Annotated in this window: 8 protein-coding genes and 2 tRNA genes; 3 read left to right on the forward strand and 7 right to left on the reverse strand. The window is 69.2% G+C overall.

The window, feature by feature from the left end:
- The first annotated feature begins 27 nt into the window (after positions 1-27).
- From C1704_RS11825 to C1704_RS11835, 3 genes are all read left to right on the forward strand, one after another.
- Complete coding sequence (locus C1704_RS11825; protein WP_104302925.1) at positions 28-5,046, forward strand: alpha-2-macroglobulin family protein; 5,019 nt, start codon at positions 28-30, stop codon at positions 5,044-5,046.
- Positions 5,047-5,054: 8 nt separating this feature from the next.
- Positions 5,055-7,361, forward strand: a complete 2,307-nt coding sequence (gene pbpC / locus C1704_RS11830) for a penicillin-binding protein 1C (protein WP_104302926.1) — start codon at positions 5,055-5,057, stop codon at positions 7,359-7,361.
- Positions 7,339-7,415, forward strand: a tRNA-Pro gene (locus tag C1704_RS11835). Before pbpC ends, C1704_RS11835 begins: the two co-directional genes overlap by 23 nt.
- A 120-nt stretch (positions 7,416-7,535) precedes the next feature.
- On the opposite strand, the gene C1704_RS11840 is transcribed toward C1704_RS11835, so the two are convergent.
- The 7 genes from C1704_RS11840 to C1704_RS11870 form a co-directional block, all read right to left on the reverse strand.
- Positions 7,536-8,021: a GNAT family N-acetyltransferase gene (locus C1704_RS11840; protein WP_104302927.1), complete on the reverse strand. Its 486-nt coding sequence runs from the start codon at positions 8,019-8,021 to the stop codon at positions 7,536-7,538.
- 16 nt (positions 8,022-8,037) lie between these two features.
- Positions 8,038-8,114 (reverse strand) — tRNA-Arg (locus tag C1704_RS11845).
- 33 nt (positions 8,115-8,147) lie between these two features.
- Positions 8,148-8,561, reverse strand: a complete 414-nt coding sequence (locus C1704_RS11850) for a VOC family protein (RefSeq protein WP_104302928.1) — start codon at positions 8,559-8,561, stop codon at positions 8,148-8,150.
- A 33-nt stretch (positions 8,562-8,594) separates the two neighbouring features.
- A complete protein-coding gene (locus tag C1704_RS11855) occupies positions 8,595-10,823 on the reverse strand; it encodes a patatin-like phospholipase family protein (RefSeq protein WP_104302929.1) in 2,229 nt (742 codons plus the stop codon).
- Positions 10,823-11,515 carry a glutathione S-transferase N-terminal domain-containing protein gene (locus C1704_RS11860; RefSeq protein WP_104302930.1) on the reverse strand — a complete coding sequence of 231 codons (693 nt, stop codon included), beginning with the start codon at positions 11,513-11,515 and terminating at the stop codon, positions 10,823-10,825. Before C1704_RS11860 ends, C1704_RS11855 begins: the two co-directional genes overlap by 1 nt.
- A 139-nt stretch (positions 11,516-11,654) precedes the next feature.
- Positions 11,655-12,872, reverse strand: a complete 1,218-nt coding sequence (locus C1704_RS11865) for an acyl-CoA dehydrogenase family protein (RefSeq protein WP_104302931.1) — start codon at positions 12,870-12,872, stop codon at positions 11,655-11,657.
- Positions 12,873-12,906: 34 nt separating this feature from the next.
- A complete protein-coding gene (locus tag C1704_RS11870; protein WP_104302932.1) occupies positions 12,907-13,983 on the reverse strand; it encodes a phosphotransferase family protein in 1,077 nt (358 codons plus the stop codon).
- Positions 13,984-13,998 lie beyond the last annotated feature (15 nt).

Below are 13,998 nucleotides of genomic sequence, written 5' to 3' on the forward strand. Positions count from 1 at the left end.
GGACGCAAGAAGCTACAGGGGGACAGGATGACGGGACGAGGGCGCATCGTCGTGGCGGTGGTGGCCGGCCTGCTGGCGCTGGCCGGTGCTGGCATGGCCTGGTGGTATGTCGCTGGGCGTGACACCGGAGCCTCCGCAGGCGGCGGGTCGGGAGACCCGGACACGGCCTTTGCCGCGCTGGAATGCAAGCCGCGCCTGCTGGACGATCGGCTGGCGCTGGCCGTGGTGTTCTCCCAGCCCCTGGATGGTGCGCAGAACCTCGGCGAACGCCTGCGCGTCACCGACCTGGGCCCGCAGGGCGCCGCCGCGTCGGCCGCTGCACCCCAGGACGGGGCCATCGTGCGGGGCAGCTGGACGCTGGGCGAGAACCCCCGCATCGCCTACTTCCCCTACGTCCAGCCGCAGCGGCGCTTCCGCATCGAGGTGTCGGCTGAGCTGCAGTCGGTCGATGGCAAGCCGCTGGGGCAGGCGCATCAATGCGAGGTCACGAGCGAGGCCATGCCGCCGTCGTGGTACTTCGCCAGCCGCGGGGTGGTGCTGCCGGCGCGCCAGAACGGTGGCCTGCCCATCGTCACGGTGAACCAGCCCGAAGTCGACGTGCAGTTCCTCAAGGTGGACGAGGCCGAGCTGCCGCGCTTCTTCGAGCGGGTGCTGGGCACCCGCCGCGACGAGGACGAGTACGACTATGGCAGAAGCGGCACCCTGCAGGGTCGCGTCAGTGCCTGGGAGCTCGACCGCCTGCGCGAAAGCACGCGCAGTGTCTACCTGGGGCGCTTCCGCACGGACGACGCGCCCAACCGCCGGCATGTGAGCTTCCTCCCGGTCGAGTCGATCCCCCAGTTGCAGGACCCCGGCGTGTACATCGCGGTGATGGGTCAGCCCGGACGCTTCGGCGAGGACTACCAGGTCACCTACTTCTACGTCAGCGACATCGGCCTGCATGCGCGGCGCTACACCGGGCGCATGGAGGTCTTCGCGACATCCCTGCGCACGGGATCGGCCCTGGGCGGCATCGAGGTGGAGATCCTCGACACCCATGCCCGCCGGGTGGCGCAGGCCACGGCCGACCGAGAGGGGCGGGCGTCGTTTCCCAACCTGCCAGAGGCGGCCCGCCTGGTGGTGGCACGCCAGGGAGGCGAACTCAGTGTGGTGGCCCTGCAGGCCCCGGGGCTGGACCTGTCGGAATTCGACGTGGGCGGCCATCTGGCGCGGCCGGCCAAGTTGTTCGCCTATGCGGGGCGCGACCTCTACCGCCCGGGCGAGCGCTTCACGCTCTCGGTGCTGGCTCGTGACCCGGATGGCCGGCTGCTTCCCCCTGCGCCGCTGCAGGCTGTCCTCAAGCGGCCCGACGGGCGCACCGTGCAGACCATGACCTGGCGTCCTGACGATGGTCGGCCCGGCTACTTCCAGCACGAGCTGAGCCTGCCGGCCGACGCGCCCACGGGCCGCTGGCTGCTGGAGCTGCGCACCGATCCGTCATCGCGGCAGCCCGACACCGCCTGGGGCTTCCAGGTGGAGGAGTTCCTGCCCGAGCGCATGAAGCTGGACCTGCGCAACGCCTCGACCACGCTGATGCGCGACCAGCCCTTCACCGTGGACGTCCAGGGCGACTACCTCTTCGGTGCGCCGGCGGCCGGCAATCGCCTGCTGGTGGCCAGCAGCATCGAGCGAGCGCGCCTGGCCTTGCCCCAGGCCTGGCCCGGCTTCGTGTTCGGCGACACCGACGATGACCGCGTGCGCAAGCGCGAGGAGCTGCCGGAGGTGGCCCTCGACGAGCGCGGTCGTGCCCAGGTGAGTCTGCCGGTCTCCGTCGATGCCGCGCAGTCCCCGCTGCGGGTGAGGGGCAGTTTCAGCCTGCTCGAATCGGGCGGCCGCCCGGTGGTGCGCTCCATCGAGCGTACGGTGTGGCCGGCGGCCCAGCTGCTGGCCGTGCGTCCGCTGTTCGACCGCGACGTGGCGCCCGAAGGCGGCCGCGCCGGCTTCGAGCTGATCCGTGTGGACGCGCAAGGGGTATTCGTGCCGCTGCCGCAGGCGGCCTTGCGGCTGGTGCGCGAGGATCGCCAGTACCACTGGCGCTTCGACGACCAGCGCGGCTGGCATTCTGGCTACACCACCAGCGACGAACTGGTCGACACCCGCAGCGTGGCGCTGACCGAACGCACGACGGTGGACCTGCCTGTGCGCTGGGGCCGCTACCGTCTGGAGGTGGACGACCCGCAGACCGGCCTCACGCTGCGCTACCGCTTCTATGCGGGCTGGAACGCGCAGGATGCCGAAACCCTGGGCAACCGGCCCGACCGTGTGTTGCTCAAGCTGGCGCAGGCCCCGTTGCGCGCCGGGCAGACAGCCGAGCTGCACATCACCCCACCGCACGACGGCACGGCCCTGGTGACGGTGGAGGGGGACCGGCTGCTGTGGAGCCGGCGCATCGAGGTCACCACCCAGGGCGCGGTGGTGCAGATCCCCATCGAGGAGGGCTGGGCCCGCCACGACCTCTATGCCACCGTGACGGCCTTCCGGCCCGGCAGCCAGGGCGACCGTGTCACGCCGGCCCGGGCGGTGGGCCTGATCCACCTGCCGCTGGCCCGCGACGACCGTGCGGTGAAGGTGTCGATCACGGCACCGGCCAAGGTCGAACCCGAAAAGCGCATGCTCGTGAAGGTGCGCGCCGAAGGCCTGCAGGGCGCACGTGGCATCGTCACGGTCTCGGCCGTGGACGTGGGCATCCTCAACATCACGCGCTATGCCAGCCCGGCGCCGCTGGACTTCTTCTTCGGCAAGCACCGCTACACGCCCGAGATGCTCGACCTCTACGGCAAGCTGATCGAGAAGATGGACGGGACCGCCGCGCGCCTGGCCTACGGCGGCGACAGCAGCGTGCGTGACACGCAGAGCCTGCCGCGCAAGGTGAAGCTGGTGGACCTCTTCAGCGGGCCGGTGGCCCTGGATGAACGTGGCCAGGCCGAGATCCCGCTCGACGTTCCCGACTTCAACGGCACGCTGCGGCTGATGGCGGTGGTGTCGGCAGCCGAGCGCTTCGGCAGCACCGAGGCCGAGACGGTCTCGGCTGCCCCCGTGGTGGCGGAGCTGTCCACCCCGCGCTTCATCTCGCCGGGCGATGCGGCCACGCTGGCCCTGGACGTGACCAACCTCAGTGGCGCTGCCCAGACCGTGACGGTGAAGCTGGTGGCCGATGCGCCGGTGCGCATCGTCGATGGTGGCGAGCGCACCCTGCAACTCAACCACCAGCAGCGCCAGACGGTGCGGTTCGCGGCGGAGGCCACGGACGCCTACGGCCTGGGCCGGTTGCGCCTGGAAGTGCGCACCGCCAGCGGTGTGCGCATCGAGCGCGAGTCCTTCCTGCAGGTGCAGCCGCCGGTGGCGCTGGAGCGCGAGGTGCGGCGCGTGCGCCTGGAACCCGGGCAGAGTCTGGCCCTGGACCCGGCCTGGGTGGCCCGCTACTTCCCTGGCTCGGCCACGGTGGGCCTGTCGGTGTCCAACCGGCCGCCGCTCAACATCAGCCGCCTGGTCGAAGGCCTGCTGGCTTATCCCTACGGCTGCCTGGAACAGACCACCTCCAGTGCCTACCCCCACGTCTTCATCGACGAGGCCGGCGCCAAGGCGGTGGGCCTGGCGCCGCGCACCCGCGAAGAACGTGCACGGGCCATCGACGTGGCACTGGGCCGCATTGCCGGGCTGCAACGTGCCAACGGCGGCTACACCTTGTGGGGTGACGGGCCTTACGAGACCTGGCTCACGGCCTATGTGCAGGGCTTCCTGCAGGACGCGCGGGCCGAAGGCTTCGAGGTGCCGGAGTCGCTCTACCGCGATGGACAGGCCTGGCTGCTGCAGCAGCTTCAGCAGGCGCCCAACCGCTTCCCCACCTTGCCGGCGTCGGCCAAACCCGACGCGCAGGGGCGCTACGACGCGCGCGAGTACCAGCTCCTGCGCGACAGCCACCAGCGCTTTGCCGAACTGGCCCACGTGGCCTATGTGCTGGCGCGCGACCAACGCGCGCCGCTGGCCACGCTGCGCTACCTGCACGATCAGGTGCGCGACCGCGCCCGTTCACCGCTGCCCCTGGTGCATCTGAGCATCGCGCTGCGGCTGATGGGCGATGAGGCGCGCGCCGACGTGGCCCTGAACGACGCCCTGCAAAGACCTTACGGCATCCACCGTGGGGCTGGCGGCTACGAGTGGCTGGGCGACTATGGCTCCGAGCTGCGCGACCTGGCGATGTCCTATGCCTTGCTGGCCCGCCATGCGGTGGCCCACCCGCGGCGCGAGAACCTCGTCTTTGATCTCGCCCGGCTGCTGCCCGTGCGCTCCTACCTGTCCACACAGGAGCGCCTGGCGCTGTTCCTGGCCGCGCGGGCCGCCGGTGGGGCAGACGCTAGCGAATGGCGCGCCGAGCTGCGCCAGGGCGAGGCCGTGCAGACGCTCAGTTCGCGCAGCACCGAGCAGCGCAGCCTGGAGGCGCGCCGTCTTGCGCAGGGGGTGTCCCTCACCAATCGCCACAGCGATGCCTTGTTCATCGAGGTCGAGACCGAGGGCTACCCTCGGCAGGCGCCCGCACCGAAGTCCGACGTGATCGAGCTGCAGCGCCAGTGGTTCGACCTCAAGGGCCAGCCCCTGGCGGACGGCCAGCCGCTGCGCGTGGGCGACATGCTCATCGCCCGCGTGCAGGTGCGTGCCCGCCAACGCATCGAGGACGGCCTGGTGGTCGATCGCATCCCCGCCGGCTTCGAGGTGGAGAACCTGAACCTCTCGCAGGGCACGCAGGCGCAGGAGCTGACGGTGGGAGGTGTCAACGTGGCCCAGGCCATGGCCGACGCGCGCATCAAGCACCGCGAATTCCGCGATGACCGCTATGTGGCGGCGGCGCGCCTGGACGGCAACCTGCTCAATGTCTTCTACCTGCTGCGCGTGGTCAGCCCCGGACGCTACGTCGTGCCCGCGCCCTTTGCGGAAGACATGTACCGGCCGGAACTGCGCGGCATGGGCACGGCCCCACCGCCGGTGAACATCGTCGATCCGCATCGCTGAGGACCGGCATGTCGTCCCCCGGTGCAGCTTCCTCCCGGTGCTGGCGGCGCCTGCGCTGGGGGGTGGCTGCGCTGCTCGCACTGGGGCTGGGGCTCGACCAATGGTTCCCGCCGCCCATCCCGGCGCCGCAACCCGGTACGGTGGTGCTGGCACGCGACGGCACGCCACTGCGCACCTACCCGGACCGCGACGGTCTGTGGCGTCAGCCGGTGGGCGTGGACGAGGTGTCACCGCTGTACCTGCAGGCCCTGCTCGGCTATGAAGACCGCTGGTTCTTCTGGCACCCGGGTGTGAACCCCTGGGCCTTGCTGCGCGCAGCCTGGCAGTGGGCGACGACCGGGCAGGTGGTCTCTGGAGGCTCCACGCTCACGATGCAGGTGGCGCGCCTGATCGACCCGCCTGCGGGCGGCAGCCGCAGCGTGGGGGCGAAAGCCCGACAGATCGTGCGCGCCGTGCAACTCGAACTGCGCCTGAGCAAGCGCGAGATCCTCACGCTCTACCTGCACCATGCGCCCATGGGCGGCATCGTCGAAGGGGTGGAGATGGCCAGCCGGCTCTACCTGGGCAAGTCCAGCCACCACCTGAGCCACGCCGAGGCGGCCCTGCTGGCGGCCTTGCCCCAGGCGCCCTCGCGTCTGCGGCCCGACCGTGCACCGCAGGCGGCCCAGGCCGCGCGGGACAAGGTGCTGGCACGCCTGGCCGGGCAGGGGGTGTGGTCGCTGGACGTGGTGGCCGATGCCCGCCTGGAGCGGGTGGCGGTGCTGCCCTTGCGGGCACAGTGGATCGCCCCGCTGGCGGCCGAACGTCTGCGCCAGCAGGCCCGGCGCGTGGCAGGCGCCCCCGAGGTGGCCTCAACGCTCGACGTCGAACTGCAAGCCACCGTCGAGCGCCTGCTGCTCGACCGCAGCACCGGCCTGCCGCCCAAGGTGTCGATGGCCGTGCTCGTGATGCACAACGACACGCTGGAGGTGCTGGCCTATGCCGGCTCGGCCGACTTCAGCGACGCCGAGCGCGCAGCGCATGTGGACATGGTGCGTGGCGTGCGTTCGCCCGGCTCCACCCTCAAGCCCTTCCTCTACGCCCTGGCCCTGGACGAAGGTCTGGTGCATTCGGAAAGCCTGCTGGTGGATGCGCCCCAGTCCTTCGGCGGCTACGCGCCCGGCAACTTCCAGGCGGCCTTCAGTGGGCCGGTGAGCGTGTCCGAAGCCCTGCAGCGCTCGCTCAACGTGCCGGCCGTCGACCTGCTCGACCGGCTTGGCCCCGCCCATTTCGCCTCGGTGCTGCGCGCGGGCGGCCTGCAACTGCGCCTGCCGCGGGGGGCCGACCCCAACCTCAGCCTCATCCTGGGCGGTGCCGGCACCACGCTGGAAGAGCTGGTGGGTGCCTACCGCGCCCTGGCCCGCTCGGGGCTGAGTGGCCGGCCACGCCTGCAACCCGACGCCCCCATGGTCCAGGCCCGCCTGATGAGTGAAGGCGCGGCCTTCATCGTGCGCGACATCCTGGAAGCTGGTGGCCACCCGGACCGCCCGGGCATCGAAGCTCAGCGCGGCCTGGCCTGGAAGACCGGCACGAGCTTCGGCTTCCGCGACGCCTGGGCCGTGGGTGTCACCGACACGCACACCGTGGGTGTGTGGGTGGGCCGGCCCGATGGCACGCCCAACCCGGGCTTCTTCGGCGCCAACGTGGCCGCGCCGCTGCTGCACGATCTGGTCGCCGCGTTGGGCACTGCGCCGCCTGTGCCGCGCCAGCCACCTCCCGGTGTCGCGCGTGTCACCGTCTGCTGGCCGCTGGGCCTGCGGGCCGAATCGACCGACCCGGCCCACTGCCTGCAGCGCCGCACGGGCTGGATGCTGGACGGTGCCGCCCCGCCGACCTTGCCCGACCGGGGCCGCAGCAGCGGCCTGCTGCGGGCCGGTGGCTGTCTGGATGCCTCGGGTGGTCGAGGCACGGTCCGGGCCCTCTGGCCTGTGGCCCTGGCACCTTGGGTGGTCCAGACCGACTGCGAGGCCCCGGGCACCGCCCTGCGCATCCAGGGGCTGGAGCCTGGCGCCGTGCTGCGGCCGTCGCCCGGTCAGTCCGTCGTGCGGGTCGAACTCTCGGCCCAGGGTGTGGCGGGTTCGAGCGACCCCTTGCACTGGCTCCTGAACGGCGTGCATCACCGCCGCACGGCCGCTGGCACGCCCTGGACGCTGGAATTGCGCCACAACGGCCGCCATCGCATCACGGTGATGGATGCCCTCGGACGCCACCATCACGTCGATGTGGCGGTGTCCGGACTACAATGTGCCACTTCGGGGTGTAGCGCAGCCTGGTAGCGCAACTGCTTTGGGAGCAGTGGGTCGCACGTTCGAATCGTGTCACCCCGACCATCTTTCCCTTGCCTCAATTTTCGGCAATCCAGCCCCAGGCCCGATGGATACGACGTCTGGCGGCACCGTCCCCGGCGTGTGCACAGAGCTATCCACAGGATCTGTGGACGGCGCAGGGCTTCAGTGGGCGAAACGCGCCAGCGCGTCGCCGGTGACGCGACAGATGCGCCAGTCGGGCATCACGGTGGCCCCCATGGCTTCGTAGAAGCGGATCGCGGGTTCGTTCCAGTCGAGCACGCTCCACTCGAAGCGCCCGCAGCCTCGTTCCACGGCCAGGCGGCCCAGATGCTGCAGCAGCGCCTTGCCGATGCCATGGCCGCGGTATTCCGGCAGCACGAAGAGGTCTTCCAGATAAAGCCCGGGCTGGCACAGGAAGGTCGAGAAGTTGGTGAAGAAGAGGGCGAAGCCCGCCGTGCGCACCGAGCCAGCTTCGTCCACCTCGGCCACCACGGCCTCGGCTGCTGGGCGGGGCCCAAAGAGCTGCGCCTGGAGTTTCTCGGGCGTGATACGCAACAGGTGCGTGAGCTTCTCGTACTCGGCCAGCGCGATGATCAGGCGGACGATGTCGTCCACGTCGCGAGGCTCGGCGGGGCGCAAGATGGCCATGGCATTGGCGTGCAGTTGGCCTGCCCGGAGGGACTCGAACCCCCGACCTGCTGCTTAGAAGGCAGCTGCTCTATCCAGTTGAGCTACGGGCAGAAAAGAAGGATTCTACGTGCCCGGTGTTCTGTCTCAGTGGTCGTACACGGTGTCGAAGGAGCGGAAGCCCTTGACCTCGATCGGGTTGCCCGACGGGTCGCGGAAGAACATGGTCCATTGCTCGCCGGGTTCGCCCTCGAAGCGCACCTGGGGTTCCAGCACGAAGGAGGTGCCTGCGGCACGCAGGCGTTCGGCAAGGGCCTGCCAGTCGGGCAGCTCCAGCACCACTCCGAGGTGGGGCATGGGCACGAGATGTTGGCCGACGTGGCCGGTGTTGGTGGTGGCGAAGGGCTCGCCCAGGTGCAGCGAGATCTGATGGCCGAAGAAGTCGAAGTCAACCCAGGTGTCGGTGGAGCGGCCTTCGCGGCAGCCCAGCACGCCGCCGTAGAAGCGGCGCGCGGCGTCGAGGTCGTGCACGTGGTAGGCGAGATGGAAGAGGCTGCGCATGGTGTGTGGCCGATGAAGTTGAGGAAGGATGGCTCAGGGCCGTCCCAGGAAGAAGTAGGCCGCCCGGCGTCCGCCATCGGCATGCCCATAGGCGAGATAGACCGGACCCAGGGGCGAGTCGAAGGCAAAGTAGATCGAGCCGCCTCGTCGCAACGAGGTACGGCTGGATCCGAACGCTGATTCTCCGATGCGGCCCGCTTCCAGCGAAATGCCGAGGTAGGCCCCGTCGAAAAGATCGGCCTGGGCGAGGCGGTAGTTGTAGTTGATGCGCGCGTAGCCGACCTCGGTGCCCGTGAGCTCCCCGGTCTGGTAGCCCGAAAGGCGCTGGAAGCCGCCGAGGCTGAACAGTTCGTAGTCGGGTAGCGCGGTGTCGCCCAGCGCGCGGCCCGCAAAGCCCGACAGCAGGACCGTGTGGGCGCCCAGGGTGAGCGGCTTGGTGGCGGAGGCGTAGGCCTTGGTGTATCGGTCCTTGGCTCCCAGCCGGGGGTGGGAGGCGTAGATCGAAAGGTCGACGGCATAGCCTTCACGTGGGAAGCGCGAATTGTCGAGCGTGTCCAGGCCAAGCTGCAGTCGGGCGGCCCCCATCTGCGCCTTGGGTAGATCGGTGACGCCAGCGAGCACATTGGTGTCTTCGCTCAGGCGCAGGCGGCCGCGGAACAATCCCAGTCGCAGCTCGCCCGCGGTCCCCAGCGTGAGGCCGACATCACCACCCACACCACTGAGCGTGCGGCGCAGGCGCACGAGACGCTGCTGGCCGTCGCTGGAGAAGATGTCGAGTGGGTCACGCTGCAGTAGCGCGTGGCCAGAGACGAAAAATGTCTGCCGGGTGTCGAGCGGCTGGTACCACTCGGTGCGCACGAGGTCGTTGCGGCCTACCTGGACGTCAGTGCGCCATTCGGCGCCCAGGGCATTCAGCCACGTCGATCGATGCGTACCGAGCAAGTTGAAGTAGGCGTTGCCTTTGAAGTCCGACGACAGTGCCAGACCAAACCGCAGGTAGTTGGGCCCCCAAGGCTTTTCCGCGACCTCGGTGACCAGCACGTTGCGGCCATCCTCTTCGATGAGCGCGTAGTTCACACTCTCGAAGTCGCCGCGCGCGAAGATGCGCTTCATGTCTGCGTCGAGCCGGCGGCTGTCGAAGGCATCGCCTTCTTGCGTGAGCATGCTCGCTCGCACCACGTCAGGATTGACCTTGTCGGTGCCGCTGACGCGGATTTCGTCGATCCGGGTGGCCATGCGCCGTTCACCCTGGAATCGGGCGATCATCAGCGATTCATAGACTGGCGGCGGCAAGCTCAGACGGGACAAGGCCTCGCGTGCGGCGCGCGCTGCCTCCTCGCCCCGCTGCGCCGCCTCTGAAAGCCGGTCGAAGTTGGCCGAGCTGATGTTGCCCAGGTCCGGCGTGATGAGAATGTCCCTGTCTTTCAGTTCGGACAGCGACTGTCGGACATTGGCCTGCGTGAGGATGCCGATCACCTGCTCGGTGACCGACAGAATGGACGAGATCTCCTCCCGCTTCAGCAGGGGGGTGCCCACGTTCACGGCGATCACCACGTCGGCCCCGAGCTGGCGCGCCAGGTCGACGGGCAGGTTGCGGGTGAGCCCGCCATCGACGAGCAAGCGGCCATCGATCTCGACCGGCGTCACGGCACCGGGCACAGCCATGCTGGCACGCACGGCCTGGGTCAGACTGCCTTCGGACAGCACCACCATCTCGCCGGTGGCCAGATCGGTGGCCACGGCCCGGAAGGGCACGGGCAGACGGTCGAACTCGGTGTGCGCCTGGCGCCGCGTGAGCCGGCGCAGCACGGCTTCGAGCGAGACGCCCGCAACGGCCCCCTTGGGCAGGGCCAGGCCGTCAGCCCGCACACCGACCTCAGGACCGATGAAGTTGGTGCCATCGTCCACCTTGTGCCGATAGGGCTCGTCCGCCCGACGGGAGTCGCGGAAGAGGGCGCCGGTGCTCAGGCCCTTCATCTCTTCCTCGATGGCCGGCAAGGGCAGGCCGCTGGCGTAGGCCGCTCCCACGATCGATCCCGCGCTCGTGCCGACAATCACGTCCACGGGCACCCGAAGCTCTTCCAGCACGCGCAGGACCCCGATGTGGGCACCGCCTCGGGCGCCACCGCCGGAGAGCACGAGCCCGATGCGCGCTCGCGCATTGTCGGCAGCAGGGCTCTCGGCCAGCTGTGCCCAACCCGCCCAGGGCCACAGCAACGCGGCGGCCGCCAGCCAGGCGGCCGGACGCAGGACGGGGCGCATCAGTGGCGTCGGTACTGTTCCGAGCCGAACAGCACCTCGCGGGCCTTGTCGTCGGTGATGGGCTTGCGGCGGTCGGCCAGCACTTCTACGCCGCGCTGCACGGCCGGGCGGGCCGCGATTTCGTCGAACCATCCCTTGAGGTGCGGGTAGTCGTTCCAGTCGATGCCCTGGTTCTTCCAGGACCGCAGCCAGGGGAAGATGGCCATGTCGGCGATGCCGTACTCCGGGCCGCCGATGTAGCGGCTGTTGGCCAGGCGCTTGTCCATCACGCCGTAGAGACGTCGGGCCTCGTTGGTGTAACGGTCGATCGCGTAGTCGATCTTCTGAGGTGCGTAGATGCGGAAGTGGTGCGCCTGACCCAGCATCGGGCCCACGCCGCCCATCTGGAACATCAGCCACTGCAGCACCTCGTACTTGCCGCGGGTGTCGGCCGGCAGGAAGCGTCCGGTCTTGCCGGCCAGATAAAGCAGGATGGCGCCCGACTCGAACAGCGAGATCGGTTGGCCGTCCGGGCCGTCGGGATCGATGATCGCGGGGATCTTGTTGTTGGGGCTGATGGCCAGGAAGTCGGGCTGGAACTGGTCGCCGGCGCCGATGTCCACCGGCACCACCTTGTAAGGCAGCCCGCATTCCTCCAGCATGATGTGGACCTTGTGGCCATTGGGTGTGGCCCAGGAATGCACCTCGATCATGGACAGACCTCCGTCGGCTGGGATTGCGGGGATATTGCGTGATTGCGTGCCGCCAATCTAGCCGATCCTCAGCGCCTGTGCCGTCCTGCCCATGAAAAACGCCCGCGCGCAGGCGGGCGTCCCATCAGCGCGAGGGGCATCAGGCAGCGTGGCGCCCCAGTTCCCACTTCGCGATGGCGTTGCGGTGCACCTCGTCCGGGCCGTCAGCGAAGCGCAGCGTGCGGGCGTGGGCATAGAAGTTGGCCAAGGGGAAGTCCTGGCACATGCCGGCCCCGCCGTGCACCTGCATGGCCCAGTCGATCACCTGGCAGGCCATGCTGGGCGCCACCACCTTGATCATCGCGATCTCCAGCTTGGCGGTCTTGTTGCCCGCCACGTCCATCATCCACGCAGCCTTCATCGTCAGCAGGCGGGCCTGCTCGATCATGCAGCGGGCCTCGGCGATGCGCTCCTGGGTGACCGTCTGCTGGGCGATGGTCTTGCCGAAGGCCACGCGCGAGGAGGCGCGCTTGCACATCAGTTCCAACGAGCGCTCGGCCAGGCCGATCAGGCGCATGCAGTGGTGGATGCGGCCGGGGCCCAGGCGACCCTGGGCAATCTCGAAGCCGCGGCCTTCGCCCAGCAGGATGTTGCTGGCCGGCACGCGAACGTTCTCGAACAGCACCTCCATGTGGCCGTGCGGGGCGTCGTCGTAGCCCATCACGTGCAGGGGGCGCAGCACCTTGACGCCCGGGGTGTCGGCGGGCACGAGGATCATCGACTGCTGGCTGTGCTTGGGCGCGGTCGGATCGGTTTTGCCCATGAAGATGTAGATCTTGCAGCGCGGATCGCCGGCCCCCGACGTCCACCACTTGCGGCCATTGATGATGTAGTCGTCGCCCTGGCGCTCGATGCGCGACTCGATGTTGGTGGCATCCGACGAGGCCACGGCTGGCTCGGTCATCGCAAAGGCGCTGCGGATCTTGCCGTCGAGCAGGGGTTCGAGCCACTGCTTCTTGTGCTCGGCCGTGCCGTAGCGCACGATGGTTTCCATGTTGCCGGTGTCGGGCGCCGAGCAGTTGAAGACCTCGCTCGACCAGGGCACCCGGCCCATGATCTCGGCCAGCGGCGCGTATTCCTGGTTCAGCAGACCGGCGCCGTATTCGCTTTCCGGCAGGAAGAGGTTCCACAGCCCGGCAGCACGTGCCTTCACCTTCAGGTCCTCGATCACCTGCAGGGGCTTCCAGCGGTTGCCGGCGGCCGTGTTGGCGGCCTGCTCCTCGTCGTAGCGGGCCTCAGCCGGATAGATGTGCTCGGCCATGAAGGCCTGCAGCTTGTCCTGCAGTGCCCGCGTCCTGGGGGTGTATTCGAAGTCCATGGTGTCTCCGTCGGGTGTGGGTGGGAAGGGCTGGTCAGCTGCGCGTGGCGAAGCGCCAGCCCATTTCGGCCAGAGGTCGTGCGCCGGCACCGGCCTGTCGGGCCTGCGCGCTGGAAGCCGTGCCGTCCTCCACCCGCTTGGCGATGCCCTGCAGGATGCCGGCGATACGGAACAGGTTGTAGGCGAGGTAGAAGTTCCAGTCCGCCATCACCGCGTCGGGGTCGGCGCGGCCGGTGCGCTCGCAGTAGCGGCGCACATACTCGCGTTCATTGGGGATGCCCAGCGAGGCCAGGTCCAGCCCGCCGATGCCACGGAAGGCCCCTGGCGGGATGTGCCAGGACATGCAGTGGTAGCTGAAGTCGGCCAGGGGGTGGCCGATGGTGGACAGCTCCCAGTCGAGCACCGCCAGCACGCGTGGCTCGCTGGGGTGGAAGATGAGGTTGTCCAACCGGTAGTCGCCGTGCACGATGGAGACCTGCGACTCGTCGCGTGCGCTGTCGGGGATGTGGGCCGGCAGCCATTCGATGAGCCGGTCCATCGCCTCGATGGGCTGCGTGATGGAGGCCTGGTACTGCTTGGTCCAGCGCGCGATCTGGCGCTCGAAGTAGTTGCCGGGCTTGCCGTAGTCGGCCAGCCCGCGTTCGCGGAAGTCCACGCTGTGCAGCGCGGCGATCACACGGTTCATCTCGTCGTAGATGGCGCCTCGCTCGGCGGGGTTCAACGAGGGAAGCGACTGCTCCCACAGCACGCGGCCTTCCACGTACTCCATGATGTAGAAGGCGCGGCCGATGACCGATTCGTCATCGCACAGCACATGCATCCGGGCCACCGGCACGGCGGTGCCGTGCAGGGCTTTCATGACGGTGAACTCACGTTCGATGGCATGGGCAGAGGGCAGCAGCCGGGCCACCGGGCCCGGCTTGGCGCGCATCACATAACTGCACGAGGGGGTGGTGAGCTTGTACGTGGGGTTGGACTGGCCTCCCTTGAACTGCTCGACCGACAGCGGGCCTTCGAAGCCGGGCAGATGCTGGCGCAGATAGGCTTCGAGCGCCGCGGTGTCGAAGCGGTGCTGTTCGGCAACGGGGCGGGTTCCGGTCTGGGCTTCCATCAGGCGTTCCTGTTG

Origin of the sequence: Caldimonas caldifontis (assembly GCF_002930615.1) — a bacterium.
GTDB classification, from domain to species: Bacteria; Pseudomonadota; Gammaproteobacteria; order Burkholderiales; family Burkholderiaceae_C; genus Caldimonas; species Caldimonas caldifontis.

What these genes read in the sequence shown, in the direction of transcription:
- C1704_RS11825 (WP_104302925.1), top strand. Translation starts at nt 28, where the DNA reads ATGACGGGACGAGGGCGCATCGTCGTGGCGGTGGTGGCCGGCCTGCTG.
- pbpC (WP_104302926.1), top strand. Translation starts at nt 5,055, where the DNA reads ATGTCGTCCCCCGGTGCAGCTTCCTCCCGGTGCTGGCGGCGCCTGCGC.
- C1704_RS11840 (WP_104302927.1), bottom strand. Translation starts at nt 8,021, where the DNA reads ATGGCCATCTTGCGCCCCGCCGAGCCTCGCGACGTGGACGACATCGTC.
- C1704_RS11850 (WP_104302928.1), bottom strand. Translation starts at nt 8,561, where the DNA reads ATGCGCAGCCTCTTCCATCTCGCCTACCACGTGCACGACCTCGACGCC.
- C1704_RS11855 (WP_104302929.1), bottom strand. Translation starts at nt 10,823, where the DNA reads ATGCGCCCCGTCCTGCGTCCGGCCGCCTGGCTGGCGGCCGCCGCGTTG.
- C1704_RS11860 (WP_104302930.1), bottom strand. Translation starts at nt 11,515, where the DNA reads ATGATCGAGGTGCATTCCTGGGCCACACCCAATGGCCACAAGGTCCAC.
- C1704_RS11865 (WP_104302931.1), bottom strand. Translation starts at nt 12,872, where the DNA reads ATGGACTTCGAATACACCCCCAGGACGCGGGCACTGCAGGACAAGCTG.
- C1704_RS11870 (WP_104302932.1), bottom strand. Translation starts at nt 13,983, where the DNA reads ATGGAAGCCCAGACCGGAACCCGCCCCGTTGCCGAACAGCACCGCTTC.